This is a genomic window from Halogeometricum sp. S3BR5-2 (assembly GCF_031624635.1).
Classification (GTDB): domain Archaea; phylum Halobacteriota; class Halobacteria; order Halobacteriales; family Haloferacaceae; genus Halogeometricum; species Halogeometricum luteum.
This window is the reverse complement of the sequence record NZ_JAMQOQ010000002.1, coordinates 138,690-152,655: the sequence shown is the minus strand read 5'-3', so window position 1 is coordinate 152,655 and position 13,966 is coordinate 138,690. Positions and strand designations below refer to the sequence as shown.

The following is a 13,966-nucleotide window of genomic DNA, read 5'->3' as shown; positions in this document are numbered from 1 at the left end:
GCGCTATCGCTGCGCCCAGTAGCTCGGTTCGTCGTCGGTGCCGTCCGGGATGATGTCGGTTCCGGAGTGGTCGCCGCGCATCACCGCCCGTTCGATGCGCTCGGGGTCCGTCCCGTCGAGGACGATGGTGCGCATCCGCGAGCGCTCGATGAGTTTGGCGGCGAGGAGGTCGACGGGCGCCGAGGCGCCGGCGTCGCGGCTCAGCGGCGCGATGACGTCGACGAGTTCGGAGGCGGAGAGTTCGTCGTAGCGCGTCGCGTTCTCGTCGGTGCTCGGGTCGGCGTCGAACACGCCGTCGGCGCTCGTCGCGTAGACGAGCAGGTCGGCGTCGACGTACTCCGCGAGGGCGGCGGCGACGGCGTCGGTCGTCTGGCCGGGCATGATGCCGCCCATCACGGAGATGTCGCCGCGGCGGATGGCGTCGCCGGCCTCCTCGTAGTCGTGCGCCACCTTCGGGTCCACCTTCGGCCCGAGGGCGGCGATGAGCAGGCGCGCGTTGATGCGCGTCACGTCGATGCCGATCTGGTCCAGTTGCACCTCGTTGGCGCCGAGGTTCCGCGCCGCGGTGATGTAGTCGCGGGCGACGCCGCCGCCGCCGACGACTGCACCCAGTTCGACGCCCTCTCTGGCGAGTCTCTCTACGACCTCGGCGTGACCCTCGACGCGCCGAGCGTCCAAGTCCGGCGCGAGCACGCTACCTCCGATAGAAACGACGACTCTCATTGGACCGTCGTTGCCGCGAACCGGGCTTAAGGGTTGTCAACCGGGACGGTCGGCGGGTCGGACGGGTGTTCCGCGAGTGGTAAGTCCCTGGAGCCGACGGGAGCGGAGCCGACAGTGTAAAGCACGTCGCTCTCCGCGCTTTCGAGTATGCACGTGCTGGGAGCCGTCGGACCGGGGGCGGCGTCGCTCCTCGAACGGGTCGCCCCCCGTCTCGACGGCCGCGTGGCGACGGTCGAATCGGGAGACGCCGACGACGACTCGGCCACCCCGGACGGCGTCGAAACCACGTACGAACTCGGCGACGACTCGTGGCGCGCCGCGGGCGCCGACGCCGACCTCGAACGACTGCTGGACGACCTGTCGGCGCGGCACGACTACGCGCTGCTCTCGGGGTTCCCCGAGGCCGCCGTCCCGACCGTCTCCCTCGGCGGCGCGGACGCGGCGGACGTCGTCCTCGAAGCGTCCGACGCGGACGAGGTCGACCTCGACGAGGCGGTGGCCGCCGCCGAGGCGGGCGAACCGCACGTCACGCTGTCGACGCTCGTCGAACGGGTCAAGCGGTCGCCGCGCGCGGACCGCGCCGGCGCCATCGCGACGTTCACCGGACGCGTCCGCGCGAAGGACGACGAGGACGACGCGCGAACGACCGCGCTGACGTTCGAGAAGTACGAGGGCGTCGCCGAGGAGAAGATGCGAGCCATCGAGTCCGAGATAGCCGACCGCGACGGCGTCTACGAGGTGGCGATGTTCCACCGGACGGGCGTCGTCGGGGACGGCGAGGACATCGTCTTCGTCGTCGTCCTCGCGGGCCACCGCGGCGAGTCGTTCCGCGCCGTCGAAGACGGCATCGACCGCCTGAAAGACGAGGTGCCCATCTTCAAGAAGGAGACCACGGTCGAGGAGGACTTCTGGGTCCACGACCGGTGACGGCGGGCGCGGACGCGTCCGACGGACGGCGGGCGCGCGTCGCCCGCCGCACTCCGCGCCGGACGAGAACAGGCAAGTATTGTCTGGGAATCGCCCGAATCTGCCGGCTGAGGCCGGATTTCGGCCGCGGTCAGAATCTCACGCGCCGTACGTGCGATAAAGAGTCAGACGGCTTTTTGAACGGTCTAAGCGCTTCTGTGCCTTCGATAAACGCACCGTTTTCGACGATTTACGGTTGAAATCGAGCGAATTACCCCTAGCGTTCACCGCTTTATATTCTCCCCCGGCGGCTTAGGGAGAAGTGAGGTGACACAAAGATGAGCGCAACCGCGAACCCCTCCCACGACGCCGCGAACGAACTCTCGAAGGAAGACCGTCTGAAGCAGTACCTTCAAGAGAAGGCACAGGACGGCGAGATGTACTTCAAGTCCAAGTTCATCGCGGACGAGGTCGGTCTCTCTCCGAAGGAGATCGGCGCGCTGATGGTGAAACTCACCGACTCCGCGACGGAACTCACCATCGAGAAGTGGTCGTACACGAGTGCGACGACGTGGCGCGTCGCCCCGACGGCGTAGACGCACCGCTCTGCGAACTCTCGGATAGCAACTGTCGCTCGGTCGACGCTCCGCCCGACCCGAACTCGAACCGGATGGCGCTCGAACTCGGCGCCGGCGACGCCTCCGTCGTCGACGCCCGACGGTCCCCGACCGTCACCCATTTCCTCCGCATTTCCCCCGGCACGAAGTTTATACGAGAGAGCGACGTACTCCGTTTCGATGGATCCTGGCGATTCGGAGGAACGCCCGCCGGTCGAGGCCCTCCGGTCGGTTTTTACCCTCCGCGAGACCCGTCGCGACGGCGAACACGTCCTCTTCTACGGCGAGTCGCTGGTGCCGGAGCGTATGCTCGTCCGAGAGGTGTGGCCGGCGTTCCGGGACGCGGGGTACGAGATACACGTCACGAACGCGCCGTCGGGCGGCGAGGACGTCGTCGTCGCCCGACCCGTGACGCCCGGCGTCGACGGCGTCCCGTGGAAGAACGTCGCGCTCTTTCTCGCCACCGTCGTCTCGACGATGCTCGTCGGGGCGCTCATGTGGTACCACGTCCCGTTCGCCGAGATACGGGCGAACCCCCTCGCCGTCCTTCGAGCGTGGCCGTTCACCGCCGCCGTCCTCGGGGTGCTGACGACGCACGAACTCGGTCACTACGTCGCCAGCCGCTACCACGGCGTCGACGTCTCGCTGCCGTATCTGGTCCCGTTCATCTTCCCGTTCGGGACGATGGGCGCCATCATCCAGATGCGCGGGCAGATGCCCGACCGGAAGGCGCTGTTCGACATCGGCGTCGCCGGCCCCCTCGCCGGTCTGGTCGCCACCGTCGTCGTCACCGCCGTCGGCCTCTCGCTGGCCCCGGTGAGCGTCCCCGAGTCGCTGGTGCGCGAGGGCGGACGCGTCATCGTCTTCAACAACCCGCCGCTGTTGGACCTCATCGCCGCGGCGCTGAACCGGCCGACGGAGTACACCGACCCGACGATGGCCGTCCACCCCGTGGTCATCGGCGGGTGGGTCGGGATGTTCTTCACCGTCCTGAACCTCCTGCCGGTGGGCCAACTCGACGGCGGCCACATCGTCCGCGCGATGTTCGGCGAGGCACAGGAGCGAATCGCGGCCGTCGTCCCCCTCGTCCTGTTCGGCCTCGCCGCCTACCTCCACTACGTCCGCCAGTACACCCTCAACGAATCGGTCGGCCTGTGGGCGTTCTGGGGGCTGCTCTCACTCGCCATCGCCTACCGCGGCCCGGCGAACCCCGTCGACGACTCGCCCATCGGCACCCCGCGGATGGCGCTGGGCGTCCTCACGTTCGCGTTCGGCGCGCTCTGCTTCCTGCTCGTGCCCATCGAGATAACGACGCTGTGAGGTGAGAAATCAGTCGTCCGCGTGCGTGTACCCCTCGTCCGGGAGGGGGTCGCCGTCGGCCACGACGCCGTCGTCCGTCACCTCCCCGATAGCCGTCAACGGCACCGAGACCGTGTTTTTCGCGGCGTCGACGGCGTCGGCGGGGAGCGTGAACACGAGTTCGAAGTCCTCGCCGAAGGTGGCGGCCATCGCGCGTTCGTCGTCGCCGTCCGTCGCGTACTCGGTCACGGCGTCGTGAACCGGGAGCCGGTCCCACTCGATTTCGAACCCGCAGTCCGAGGCCTCCGCGAGTTGGTGCAGCGACCGGGCGAGGCCGTCCGAGGAGTCCATCATCGCCGTCGCGTGTGGCCGTAAGCCGACGCCGGCGCCGACGCGGGGGTCGAACCGGAAGAGGTCGTTCCCGCGTTCGTCGTCGCCCGCCTCGAACGCGCGGAGGGCGGCGGCGCTCCGCCCGAGGGCGCCCGTGACGCAGATCGTTTCGCCCGGCGACGCCCCGGACCGGCGGAGGGGAGCGTCAGTCTCGCCGAGGGCGGTGGTGGCGACGGTGAACTCGCCGTGGGTGTCCAAGTCGCCGCCGACGTACGCGGCGTCCACCGATTCGCAGACGTCGCGAGCGCCGCCGACGAACTCCAGTAACTCCGTCTCGTCGAGCGACGGCGCGCCGTAGGCGGCGACGGCGGCCGTCGCGTCGGCGCCCATCGCGGCCACGTCCGAGAGCGAGGCGGCGACGGCGCGCCACCCGGCGGTGTAGCGCGTCGTCCCCGCGGGGAAGTCCGTCGACTCGTGGAGCATGTCGGTGGTCACCACCAGTCCGTCCACGACGGCGGCGTCGTCGCCCGCGTCGGGGAGGTCCGCCGCGAGGAGTCGAAGCGCCGAGCGTTCGTCCATGTGCGCACCACCGCGTCGACGGACAAAAACGTCGCCGTCGGCGGCGACGGTGCGCCAGTCGTTCGCACGGTGGCGTGCGGTTTCGATGGGTTGATTGCGTCCTCCCCCCAGGTTCGGGACATGGCTCGCGAGAACCTTCGCGCCACGATTCTCGGGTTTCTCGGCGCGTTCGCGGTGTTCGCGCTGCTGTTCTACTTCGCGGGCGTCGACGAGTTGGTCAGCACGCTTCGGATGGCCGACTACTCCGTCGTCGCCCTCGTCGTCGCCGCGACGCTGGCGTGGCTGGTGGCGTGGAGCTTCGCGCTCCGGACCGTCCTCGGCGTCCTCGGCGTCGAACTCTCGCTGCCGAAGTCCTTCTTCGTCTTCTCGGGGGCGATGTTCTCGAACAACATCACCCCGTTCGGACAGGCCGGCGGGGAACCGGTGACCGCCTACCTCATCTCGCGGTCGGCCGACGCCGAGTACGAGACGAGCCTCGCGGCCATCGCCAGCGTGGACACGCTCAACTTCGTCCCCTCCATCACCATCGCCCTCGTCGGCGCGGCCTACTACGCCAGCGAGATAACGCTCGGGACGAACCGCAACCTGCTTCTCGCCCTCGTCGTCGTCGTCGTCCTCGCGGTGACGGTACCGGCCGTCGCCTACGTCGCGTGGCAGCGACGCTACGGGCTCGAATCCCGCGTCGTCTCCGCGTTCACGCCCGTCGTCCGGACCGTCGCGAAGTACGTCCCGCGCGTTCCGGTTCCGACCGAGGAGGGCATCGAACGCCGCATCAACGGCTTCTTCCGCGCCATCGAACGCGTCGCGACGAACCCGCGAGGACTCGCGATGGCGCTCGGCGCCTCGACGTTCGGGTGGTTCTGTCAGATGGTGGGGCTGTGGCTCGCCTTCCGCGCCGTCGGGACGCCCATCCCGCTTTCCGTCGCGATGCTCGTCGTCCCCATCGGCGCCATCGCAGGCGTGACCCCCCTTCCCGGGGGTGCGGGCGGCATCGAAACCGTCCTCATCGCCCTGCTGCTCGCCGCGCCGTTGCCGGCCGTCACCACGTCCGTCGCCGCGGCCGCCGTCGTCGTCTTCCGCGGGGCGGTGTACTGGGTGCCGACGCTGCTCGGCGGGGGCGTGATGGGGTGGGTCAGTCTCCGAAACTCCTCGTGAGACGCCTCCGGCGTGAGACGGTGCCACACCCGCCGTAGCGGCGATACGATGGCTTTAAACGACGCCATCCAGAATATCGACCCAAGATGGTAACCCTCTACGACGTTCCGGCCGACGCTCTCATCGAGGACGTCGCCGAGCGCCTCGAAGACCGCATCGAAGAAGCCGACTGGATGGCCTACGCGAAGGCGGGCCAGACCAAGGAGCTCCCGCCCCAGCAGGAGGACTTCTGGCACGTCCGCGCGGCGTCGCTGCTCCGGAAGGTGGCCATGAACGGCCCCGTCGGCGTCGACCGCCTCTCGACGGAGTACGGCGGCCGCAAGCGCGGCTCGAACCGCTACGTCGTCTCGGGCAAACACGCCGACACCGGTAGCAAGAACATCATCCGAACCATCCTCCAGCAGCTCGAAGAAGAGGGTCTCATCCGCACGGCGCAGGGCGAGGGTCGCGTCATCACCGACGAGGGACGCAGCTTCCTCGACAACGCCGCCGCCGACGTGTTCGAGTCGCTCGACCGGCCGGAACTCGAACGCTACGCGTAGTTTCCGAGCGTCGAAGCGTCCGATTTTCCGAATCACAGCGGCCGAGAGCCTCGGCCTCGCCGCGTCTCGTCCGTAATCGTTTTCAGAAACGCGAGCGAATCCGTACGTATGAGCGGGAACCCAGACGACGAACGGCTCGAGAAGCTTCGAGAGGAGAAGATGCAGGAACTGCAGGAGCAGGCCGGCGGGCAGGGCCAAGGCGGGCAGGGTAACGAGGCCGCGCAGGAGGCGGCCCGCGAGCAGGCCGAAGCCCAGCAGGACGCCCTCCTGAAACAGTACCTCACCGACGACGCCCGCCAGCGGCTGAACGCGGTCGAGATGTCGAAACCCGACTTCGCCGAGAAGGTGAAACAGCAGCTCACCGCCCTCGCGCAGAGCGGACGCATCCAGGACCGCATCGACGAAGAGCAGATGAAGGGGCTGCTGAAGGAGCTCCAACCGGACTCGAAGAGCTTCAACATCCGGCGGCGATAGGCGGCGTGGACCTCGCGCTCCTCTACAGCGGCGGGAAGGATTCGACGCTGGCCGCCCTCCTGCTCGATTCGTTCTACGACGTGACGCTCGTCACCGCCCGGTTCGGCGTCACCGAGGACTGGATGCACGCGCGGGACGCCGCGGACCGACTCGGCTACGCGTTCGACGCCGTCGAACTGGACCGCGAGGTGGCCGAGGAGGCCGCCGCGCGGATGGTCGAGGACGGCTACCCTCGAAACGGCATCCAACGCGTCCACGAGCACGCGCTCGAACGCGTCGCGGAGTTGGACGTCGTCGCCGTCGCCGACGGGACGCGCCGCGACGACCGGGTGCCGACGGTCTCGCGCGCGCAGGCGCAGAGCCTCGAAGACCGACACGACGTGGACTACCTCGCCCCGCTCTCGGGGTTCGGCCGGCGCGCCGTCGATAGACTCGTCGACGCCACCCTCGACGTGGAGAGCGGCCCCTCCGAGGAGATATCGAAGGGCGACTACGAGGGCGAACTCCGCGCGCTCATCGCCGACGAACACGGACAGGAGACCGTCTCGAACGTGTTCCCCGACCACGACCAGACCTACGTCCGCGGGCTGAAGTGAACCGCCGAGACGGAAGCCGAACGACTCTTGAGTCGAGCGGGGGACCGGCTTCGTAATGGTCGTCCTCGAACCTGGCATCGTCTACTCCGTAGTCGCCGCCTTCATCTGGGGCGTGTACATCTTCCTCCTCAAGCGGTACTTCGGCGGCTACCCCGGCCCCGTCGTCACCGTCGTCGTCAACGCCTTCGCCGTTCTCTGGTACCTGCCCGTCACCGCGACGCGGACCGACGTCGGGTCGGTGCCGACGCCCGGCGAACTGGGTCTCTTCGGCGTCGGCGTCGTCCTCGGGACGGGCGCCCTCGTCGGCCTCGCGTTCGTCCTGTTCTTGGACGCCCTCGCGGAGGGAGACGTCTCCTACGTCGCTCCGATCAACAAGCTCGTTCCGGCCTTCGTCCTCCCCATCGAAATCGCCCTCTTGGACCAGTTTCTCGGACCGCTCCAGATCGTGGGCGTCGTCGTGGCGACGCTGGCGGTCTACGTCGCCAACTACCGGGGCGGGTCGCTCGCGGACCCGCTCAGACGGGCCGTCCACTCGCGTCCGGCGCAACTCGCCCTCGCCAGCGCCGCGCTCTACGCCGCCAGCGACGTCGGAAAGCGCGTCGCGCTCCAAGAACTCGCCATCCCGACGACCGTCTGGGTACCCGTCCTCTTCGTCACCGCCGGGATAGCCGTCCTCCCGGTCGCCCTCCGGCGGTGGACGAGCGTTCGCGGGGCGCTCCCGCGGTTCGCCGCCGCCGGAGGCGTGGTCGCTCTGGGCGAGCACGTCACCTCGACGGCGTTCGCGCTCGTCCCCGCGAGCGTCGCCTCGCCCATCATCAACACGCAGGCCATCGTCGCCGTGGTGCTCGGGGGCGTGCTCCTGCGCGAACGCGACTTCGGCATCCGACTCGTCGCGGCGGTGCTGGCCGTCGCGGGCGTCTCCCTCATCGCCGTCGGCGGCGGCTTCCGCTCCCTCGCCGACGTCGCGGCCGCGCTCCCGTTCTGACGGTCGTCCGCGGCCGGACGGCCGGCGCCGGGGTCCGCGTTCGCGCCCGCGTTCAACAGTTTCAAGCGCGACAGCCCCGAATCGCCGCCCATGTACGACCGACTCAAGGGATTTCGCGACTTCTACCCCGAGGAGATGTCCGCTCGACGGGAGGCGTTCGACGCCGTCGAGGACGCCGCGGCGCGCTACGGTTTTCGCGAGATAGGGACGCCGACGCTCGAACGGACGCAGATGTACGTCGACAAGAGCGGCGAGGAAATCGTCGAGGAACTGTACGCCTTCGAGGATAAAGGCGGACGAGAAGTGTCGCTGACGCCCGAACTGACGCCGACGGTCGCCCGGATGGTCGTCGCCAAGCAGCAGGCGCTCTCGAAGCCCATCAAGTGGGTCTCCACCCGCCCGTTCTGGCGCTTCGAGCAGGTCCAGCAGGGCCGCTTCCGCGAGTTCTACCAGACCAACGTCGACGTGTTCGGCTCCTCGGAACCCGAGGCCGACGCCGAGGTGCTGGCCGTCGCCGCCGACGCCCTCACCTCGCTCGGTCTCACGAGCGAGGACTTCGAGTTCCGCGTCTCCCACCGCGACATCCTCGGCGGCCTCCTCGACTCGTTCGACGCCGAGGTCGATTCGAGGGACGCCATCCGCGCCGTCGACAAGCGCGCGAAGGTGGAGGACGAGGAGTACCTCGGTCTGCTGTCGGACGCCGGCCTCTCCTACGACCAAGCGCGGGAGTTCGACGACCTCATCGCCGGGGGCGACCTCGACGAAATTGCCGAGTTCGGCGGCGAGGACGTGGCCGACGCCGTCGAGAACCTCCGAAACGTGCTCGCCGCCGCCGAGGACTTCGGCGCGGGCGAGTTCTGCGAGGTGTCCTTGACGACCGCTCGCGGACTGGACTACTACACGGGCGTCGTCTTCGAGTGTTTCGACTCCACGGGCGACGTCTCGCGCGCCGCGTTCGGCGGCGGCCGCTACGACGACCTCATCGAGGAGTTCGGCGGCCAACCGACGCCCGCCGTCGGCGTCGCCCTCGGCGACGCGACCCTGCAACTGCTCTGCGAACGCGCCGGCGTCTGGCCCGACGAGGAGCTTCGAACCGACTACTACGTGCTCACCGTCGGCGACACGCGCGGCGTCGCCTCCCGCGTCGCCCGCGACCTACGCGACGGCGGCAACGTCGTCGAGACGGACGTCGCGGGCCGGAGTTTCGGCGCGCAGATGGGCTACGCCGACTCCGTGAACGCCGAAACCGTCGTCATCGTCGGCGAACAGGACCTGGAGAACGACGAGGTGACGGTGAAGGACATGGAGTCGGGCGAGCAGACGACCGCGCCCGTCGACGACTTCCCCGGAGAGAGAGAGCGCCCCACGTACGACGACTTCGCGTAGTCGAGCGAGGGGTCGGCGGGACGTCGGTCGGACGCCGGTCGGCCGCGGAGACGATTAGCTTTCCCCCGACCCCGGCCCCGACTCCGAGACCGAAATCGAGTTGTTCGCGAGCGAGTTGCCCGCGGACCTGACGACCGAGATACCGCGCGCGTTGTCCGACCCGACGTTCCCGACCACCGCGTTGTCGTCGCTCGAAATCAGGAGGACGGCGGTGTCGCCGGAAGAGCGGACCGTGTTGTCCGCGATGCGGTTCCCGTCGCTGGAGCGGAGCCGAATCCCGACGGCGTTCGACGCCGCGACGTTGTCCGCCACCGCGTTCCCGCCGGAGCGGTCCGAGAGGAAGACGCCGTAGAACTGGTCGGAGACCGCGTTGCGGGCGACGCGGTTGTCGCGGGCGGCGACCAGCCAGACCCCGGCGATTCGGTTCCCGGCCGCGGTGTTGCCCGTCACGGTGTTCCCGTGAGCGCCGACGACGGCGATACCGAACTCGTTGTTCGACGCCGTGTTGCCGGCGAGCGTGTTGTTCCGCGCGCCGCCCTCGACGACGTGGATGCCGAACAGGGCGTTGTCGATCGCCGTATTGTTGACCACGGTGTTGTTCGCGCTGGCTTCGAGCAGCGAGACGCCGCGAAGCCGGTTGTCGCGGGCGACGTTGTCGGCGACCCGGTTGTCGCGGGCGTTCAGGAGCGAGAGTCCGACGCGGTTGTCCGCCGTCGTCGTCCCGACGACGGCCCCGTCGACGACGCGGACGTAGCGGACGCCGTCGTCCCAGCCGGTGACCGTCACGTTCCGGACGGTGACGTTCTCCAGTGGCCCTCCCCCGTCCGGGCGAACGACCACGCCGGCCGTCCCGAACGCGCCGACGCCGTCGACGCGGTGGTCGCGGCCGGCGAGGACGACGTCGTCCGACCGGATTCGAATGCAGGTGTCCGCCTCGCTGTCGGCGATGTCGCCGGTGAGCGCGTAGCGCCCCGGTTCGGTTATCGTCGTGCACGAGTCGACCGGTTGCGGTCCTTGCGCGTCGGTCGCGGCCCCCTCGGGGGCCGGCGAGAGGCCGCACCCGGCGAGGCCGACGAGGGCGACGGCGACGAGGACGAACGCCCGCGGGTGTTCGACGATGTCCGCCACGGCCCGACGTTTCTCGACGACGACCATAGGACTATCTCACGGTGCGCTGAACGTGCGCTCTTCGGGGAATGAGTTCCGTTCGGTCCCGAGCGGTTCGGCGGGCGACGGGTCGACGCCGGCGGGCCGGCGGCCGACAGACCCAACACGCCCCCGCCTCCCGTCCCACGCATGACCGACACACGTCCAAACGTGTTATTCCTCCTCACCGACCAAGAGCGCGCGGACCTCCTCGCCCCGGACGGCCTCCCCGTCGAGACGCCGAACCTCGACAGACTCCGCGAGGAGGGGACGTGGTTCGACCGGGCGTACACGCCGGTGAGCATCTGTACCAGCGCGCGGGCGTCGCTCCTGACCGGTCTGTACCCGCACGCCCACGGCATGCTGAACAACAGCCACGAGGCGGACGCGATTCGGACCGACCTACCGGAGGACCTCCCGACGTTCGGCGAGCGACTCGCCGAGGCGGGCTACGAGAACACGTACGCGGGCAAGTGGCACGTCGGGCAGACCCGCGGTCCCGAGTCGTTCGGCTTCGAGTACTTCGGCGGGAGCGACGACCATCACGACGAGGCGCTGGACACGCGCTACAAGCGCTACAAGGAGTCGCTCGACGTGGAAGAGGAAACCGTGGAAGACGCCGTGTACGCCGACGACGGCGCGGGCGGGATGCTCGTCTCGGGCACCTCGTCGCTGCCGCCGGAGGCGACGCGGACGTACTTCCTCGCGGAGTTGACGATAGAGGCCATCGAGCGCCGGGCGGAAGGAGGTGAGGGCGACGACGCCGATACCCCCTTCTTCCACCGGACGGACTTCCTCGGCCCGCACCACCCCTACGTCGTCCCCGAGCCGTACGCCTCGATGTACGACCCAGAGGAAATCGAGCCGTGGCCCTCCTACGCCGAGACGTTCGAGGGGAAGCCGCGGGTGCACGAGGAGTACACCCGATACCGCGGCGTCGAGGACTTCGACTGGGAGACGTGGGCCGAACTCGTGGCGAAGTACTACGGCTTCGTGACGTTCATCGACGACCAGGTCGGCCGGATACTCGACGCCCTCGAAACGCACGGCCTCGACGAGGAGACGGTGGTCGTCCACGCCGCCGACCACGGCGACTTCACCGGGTCGCACCGCCAGTTCAACAAGGGACCGCTGATGTACGAGCAGACGTACCGAATCCCGCTGGTCGTCCGCGACCCGACACGGGAGACGGTCGGGGAGTCGGACGCGTTCGTCCGCCTGCACGACCTCATGCCGACGTTCCTCGACTGGGGCGACGCCGAGGTGCCCGACAGACTCCACGCGCGGAGCCTCCTGCCCCTGCTCTCGGGCGAGGACCCGGACGACTGGCCCGACTCCGTCTACGCGCAGTACCACGGCGACGAGTTCGGTCTCTACTCCCAGCGGATGCTTCGAACCGAGCGCTACAAGTTCGTCTACAACGGTCCGGGCGCGAACGAACTGTACGACCTGCGCGAGGACCCGCACGAACTTCGGAATCTCGCGGAGCACCCCCACTACGAGGACGAAAAGCGGAGGCTACAGGAGGAGTTGGTCGGCTGGATGGAGGAGACGGCGGACCCGCTTTGCAGGTGGGTTCCGAAGACGTTCCGGTAGCCTCTTAGAGAATTACAGGTAGCCGAGGTCCGAGAGTCGGTCGCGCGTCGAGTCGCTCATCGACACCTCGCCGCTCTTCTCCTCGCGGTCGAACGAGTCGAGCCACTGGTCGAGGCGGTCCGAGAGCAGTTCCGTCCGCTCCTCGTTGCTCGACGCGCGGTTCCACGCCTCGTCGGGGTCGCGGCCGACGCGGTAGAACCACTCGCTCCCGTCGGAGGCCTGCACGTACTTCTCGTCGTCCGTCCGGACCGACCGGAGCGACCGGTCGAAGGTCCGGACGCGGTCCGGTATCTCGTCGAACCGCGCGGCGAGTCTGTCGGGCGACGGTTGCGGGGCGACGTACTCCGCGAAGACGGCGTCGCGCGGGTCCGAGTCCGCGTCCGGGTGGAGTGACCGGGCGTGCATCTGCCGTCGGAACTCGGGAGCCTCCACGCCCGCCGCGTCGAGGAGCGTCGGCGCGGCGTCGAGCGTCTGGACGAGTCCGTCGCGCCGGCCCTCGTGAAACGGCCCGCCGTGGAACACCATCGGGACGTGCAGGAGCGAGTCGTACAGGTTGTACTGGTGGCCGAAGAAGCCGTGGTCGCCGACGTTCTCGCCGTGGTCGCTGAGGACGACGAGTATCGTGTCCTCCCACTCGCCGGCGGAGACGAGGGCGTCGCGCACGCGGGCGAGGTGGTCGTCGGCGTAGGCGAGGGCGCCGCGGTAGAGCGCGTGGAGTATCTCGAACTCGCGGTCGTTCAGGCGGTACTCGCCCACGTCGTACGCGCGGGGGTCCTGTCGGAGCGTCATCGCCTCGTCGTACGTCACGTCGGGCGGGAGGTACTGCTCGGCGTACTCGCGCGGCGGGCGGTACTCGACGTGCGGGTCGACGTAGTTCAAGAAGAGGAAGAACGGCGACTCCGCGTCCCTGTCGTCGAGCCACGACTCCACCCACGAGGTGGCGCGGTCGGCGCCGTCGCCGTCGGCCATCTCGTCGTAGACGAGGTTCGCCGCGTTGACCAAGGGGTTGCCGTCGAACAGGCGGTCGCTCGCAGCGCGGAGCTTCGACATCGGGTGTTCCGCGCGGGTGACCGTCCCGAGGTCGGTGTCCGACTGGAAGTACTGCCAGCCCTTCCGAAGGGTGTCGAACCCGCGGTGGAACCCGAACTCCTCGGTGATCCAGGTGTTGTTCGAGACGCCGACCGTCTCGTAACCGTCGTCGCGGAACGCCTCCGGCAGCGTGCGGAGAGAGTCGTCGAGGTAGGTGTGGTCGCCGTGCGCGCCGTGCTGGGAGGGGTAGGTACCGGTGAACAGCGAGGCGTGCGACGGGAGCGTCCACGGCGCCGCGGAGAAGGCGCTCGTGAACTCCGTCCCCGACGCCGCGATGTCTCCGAGCGTCGACATCGGCGACGACGACGCGGGCACCGTGTCGCGGCCGCGAACGGTGTCGAGGACGGTGACGACGACGTTCGGTCGACTCATCCGTCGCAGCGCTCCTCCCGTCCGCTCGGCCCAGTCGCCGGGGCGCGACCCGGACGTAACTTTCGTGTTGTCATAGTGGGAAAATTAGGTCAGATACGGTTTGTTCTTCGGGCTGTATATACAGCGGGTGCGCCGGAACCGTGGCCGATAAGGTCGAACGCCGCCCAGACG

General features: G+C 68.9%; 14 protein-coding genes. 10 read left to right on the top strand and 4 right to left on the bottom strand.

What is annotated here, in order from left to right:
* Positions 1 to 3 precede the first annotated feature (3 nt).
* Positions 4 to 723 carry a UMP kinase gene (pyrH, locus tag NDI79_RS07155; RefSeq protein ID WP_310927794.1) on the bottom strand — a complete coding sequence of 240 codons (720 nt, stop codon included), beginning with the start codon at positions 721 to 723 and terminating at the stop codon, positions 4 to 6.
* 147 nt (positions 724 to 870) lie between these two features.
* Here pyrH and NDI79_RS07150 point away from each other — a divergent pair, with 147 nt between their 5' ends.
* The 3 genes from NDI79_RS07150 to NDI79_RS07140 all read left to right on the top strand — a co-directional run bounded on the left by NDI79_RS07150 (position 871) and on the right by NDI79_RS07140 (position 3,566).
* Positions 871 to 1,650, top strand: coding sequence for a molybdopterin synthase (locus tag NDI79_RS07150; protein WP_310927793.1), 780 nt, complete (start codon positions 871 to 873; stop codon positions 1,648 to 1,650).
* A 317-nt stretch (positions 1,651 to 1,967) separates the two neighbouring features.
* The gene (locus tag NDI79_RS07145; RefSeq protein ID WP_310927792.1) at positions 1,968 to 2,225 is read left to right on the top strand and encodes a DUF7123 family protein; all 258 of its coding nucleotides are present in this window, start codon (positions 1,968 to 1,970) and stop codon (positions 2,223 to 2,225) included.
* A 201-nt stretch (positions 2,226 to 2,426) separates the two neighbouring features.
* Positions 2,427 to 3,566 carry a site-2 protease family protein gene (locus NDI79_RS07140; protein WP_310927791.1) on the top strand — a complete coding sequence of 380 codons (1,140 nt, stop codon included), beginning with the start codon at positions 2,427 to 2,429 and terminating at the stop codon, positions 3,564 to 3,566.
* A gap of 9 nt (positions 3,567 to 3,575) precedes the next feature.
* On the opposite strand, the gene thiL is transcribed toward NDI79_RS07140, so the two are convergent.
* Positions 3,576 to 4,454 (bottom strand): thiamine-phosphate kinase, encoded by an 879-nt coding sequence (gene thiL, locus NDI79_RS07135; RefSeq protein WP_310927790.1) that lies wholly within the window; start codon positions 4,452 to 4,454, stop codon positions 3,576 to 3,578.
* Between the two features lie 120 nt (positions 4,455 to 4,574).
* On the opposite strand from thiL, the gene NDI79_RS07130 reads away from it, so the two are divergent.
* The 6 genes from NDI79_RS07130 to hisS all read left to right on the top strand — a co-directional run bounded on the left by NDI79_RS07130 (position 4,575) and on the right by hisS (position 9,592).
* Entirely contained in the window at positions 4,575 to 5,609 is a 1,035-nt protein-coding gene (locus tag NDI79_RS07130) for a lysylphosphatidylglycerol synthase transmembrane domain-containing protein (protein ID WP_310927789.1), read from the top strand.
* Between the two features lie 86 nt (positions 5,610 to 5,695).
* Positions 5,696 to 6,151, top strand: coding sequence for a 30S ribosomal protein S19e (locus NDI79_RS07125; protein ID WP_310927788.1), 456 nt, complete (start codon positions 5,696 to 5,698; stop codon positions 6,149 to 6,151).
* 108 nt (positions 6,152 to 6,259) lie between these two features.
* A complete protein-coding gene (locus tag NDI79_RS07120; RefSeq protein ID WP_310927787.1) occupies positions 6,260 to 6,625 on the top strand; it encodes a DNA-binding protein in 366 nt (121 codons plus the stop codon).
* A 5-nt stretch (positions 6,626 to 6,630) separates the two neighbouring features.
* Positions 6,631 to 7,221, top strand: coding sequence for a DUF7411 family protein (locus NDI79_RS07115; protein WP_310927786.1), 591 nt, complete (start codon positions 6,631 to 6,633; stop codon positions 7,219 to 7,221).
* Between the two features lie 55 nt (positions 7,222 to 7,276).
* Positions 7,277 to 8,206: an EamA family transporter gene (locus tag NDI79_RS07110; RefSeq protein ID WP_310927785.1), complete on the top strand. Its 930-nt coding sequence runs from the start codon at positions 7,277 to 7,279 to the stop codon at positions 8,204 to 8,206.
* A 90-nt stretch (positions 8,207 to 8,296) separates the two neighbouring features.
* Positions 8,297 to 9,592, top strand: a complete 1,296-nt coding sequence (hisS, locus tag NDI79_RS07105; RefSeq protein ID WP_310927784.1) for a histidine--tRNA ligase — start codon at positions 8,297 to 8,299, stop codon at positions 9,590 to 9,592.
* Positions 9,593 to 9,646: 54 nt separating this feature from the next.
* Here the strand turns inward: hisS and NDI79_RS07100 are convergent, their stop codons facing one another.
* Entirely contained in the window at positions 9,647 to 10,747 is a 1,101-nt protein-coding gene (locus NDI79_RS07100; RefSeq protein ID WP_310927783.1) for a NosD domain-containing protein, read from the bottom strand.
* Positions 10,748 to 10,888: 141 nt separating this feature from the next.
* Here NDI79_RS07100 and NDI79_RS07095 point away from each other — a divergent pair, with 141 nt between their 5' ends.
* Positions 10,889 to 12,334 carry a sulfatase family protein gene (locus NDI79_RS07095; RefSeq protein WP_310927782.1) on the top strand — a complete coding sequence of 482 codons (1,446 nt, stop codon included), beginning with the start codon at positions 10,889 to 10,891 and terminating at the stop codon, positions 12,332 to 12,334.
* Positions 12,335 to 12,346: 12 nt separating this feature from the next.
* Here the strand turns inward: NDI79_RS07095 and NDI79_RS07090 are convergent, their stop codons facing one another.
* Positions 12,347 to 13,795: a sulfatase gene (locus NDI79_RS07090; RefSeq protein ID WP_310927781.1), complete on the bottom strand. Its 1,449-nt coding sequence runs from the start codon at positions 13,793 to 13,795 to the stop codon at positions 12,347 to 12,349.
* Positions 13,796 to 13,966: the final 171 nt, after the last annotated feature.

What these genes read in the sequence shown, in the direction of transcription:
- thiL (WP_310927790.1), bottom strand. Translation starts at nt 4,454, where the DNA reads ATGGACGAACGCTCGGCGCTTCGACTCCTCGCGGCGGACCTCCCCGAC.
- pyrH (WP_310927794.1), bottom strand. Translation starts at nt 723, where the DNA reads ATGAGAGTCGTCGTTTCTATCGGAGGTAGCGTGCTCGCGCCGGACTTG.
- NDI79_RS07090 (WP_310927781.1), bottom strand. Translation starts at nt 13,795, where the DNA reads ATGAGTCGACCGAACGTCGTCGTCACCGTCCTCGACACCGTTCGCGGC.
- NDI79_RS07150 (WP_310927793.1), top strand. Translation starts at nt 871, where the DNA reads ATGCACGTGCTGGGAGCCGTCGGACCGGGGGCGGCGTCGCTCCTCGAA.
- NDI79_RS07110 (WP_310927785.1), top strand. Translation starts at nt 7,277, where the DNA reads ATGGTCGTCCTCGAACCTGGCATCGTCTACTCCGTAGTCGCCGCCTTC.
- NDI79_RS07120 (WP_310927787.1), top strand. Translation starts at nt 6,260, where the DNA reads ATGAGCGGGAACCCAGACGACGAACGGCTCGAGAAGCTTCGAGAGGAG.
- NDI79_RS07100 (WP_310927783.1), bottom strand. Translation starts at nt 10,747, where the DNA reads ATGGTCGTCGTCGAGAAACGTCGGGCCGTGGCGGACATCGTCGAACAC.
- NDI79_RS07140 (WP_310927791.1), top strand. Translation starts at nt 2,427, where the DNA reads ATGGATCCTGGCGATTCGGAGGAACGCCCGCCGGTCGAGGCCCTCCGG.
- NDI79_RS07145 (WP_310927792.1), top strand. Translation starts at nt 1,968, where the DNA reads ATGAGCGCAACCGCGAACCCCTCCCACGACGCCGCGAACGAACTCTCG.
- NDI79_RS07130 (WP_310927789.1), top strand. Translation starts at nt 4,575, where the DNA reads ATGGCTCGCGAGAACCTTCGCGCCACGATTCTCGGGTTTCTCGGCGCG.
- NDI79_RS07125 (WP_310927788.1), top strand. Translation starts at nt 5,696, where the DNA reads ATGGTAACCCTCTACGACGTTCCGGCCGACGCTCTCATCGAGGACGTC.
- NDI79_RS07095 (WP_310927782.1), top strand. Translation starts at nt 10,889, where the DNA reads ATGACCGACACACGTCCAAACGTGTTATTCCTCCTCACCGACCAAGAG.
- hisS (WP_310927784.1), top strand. Translation starts at nt 8,297, where the DNA reads ATGTACGACCGACTCAAGGGATTTCGCGACTTCTACCCCGAGGAGATG.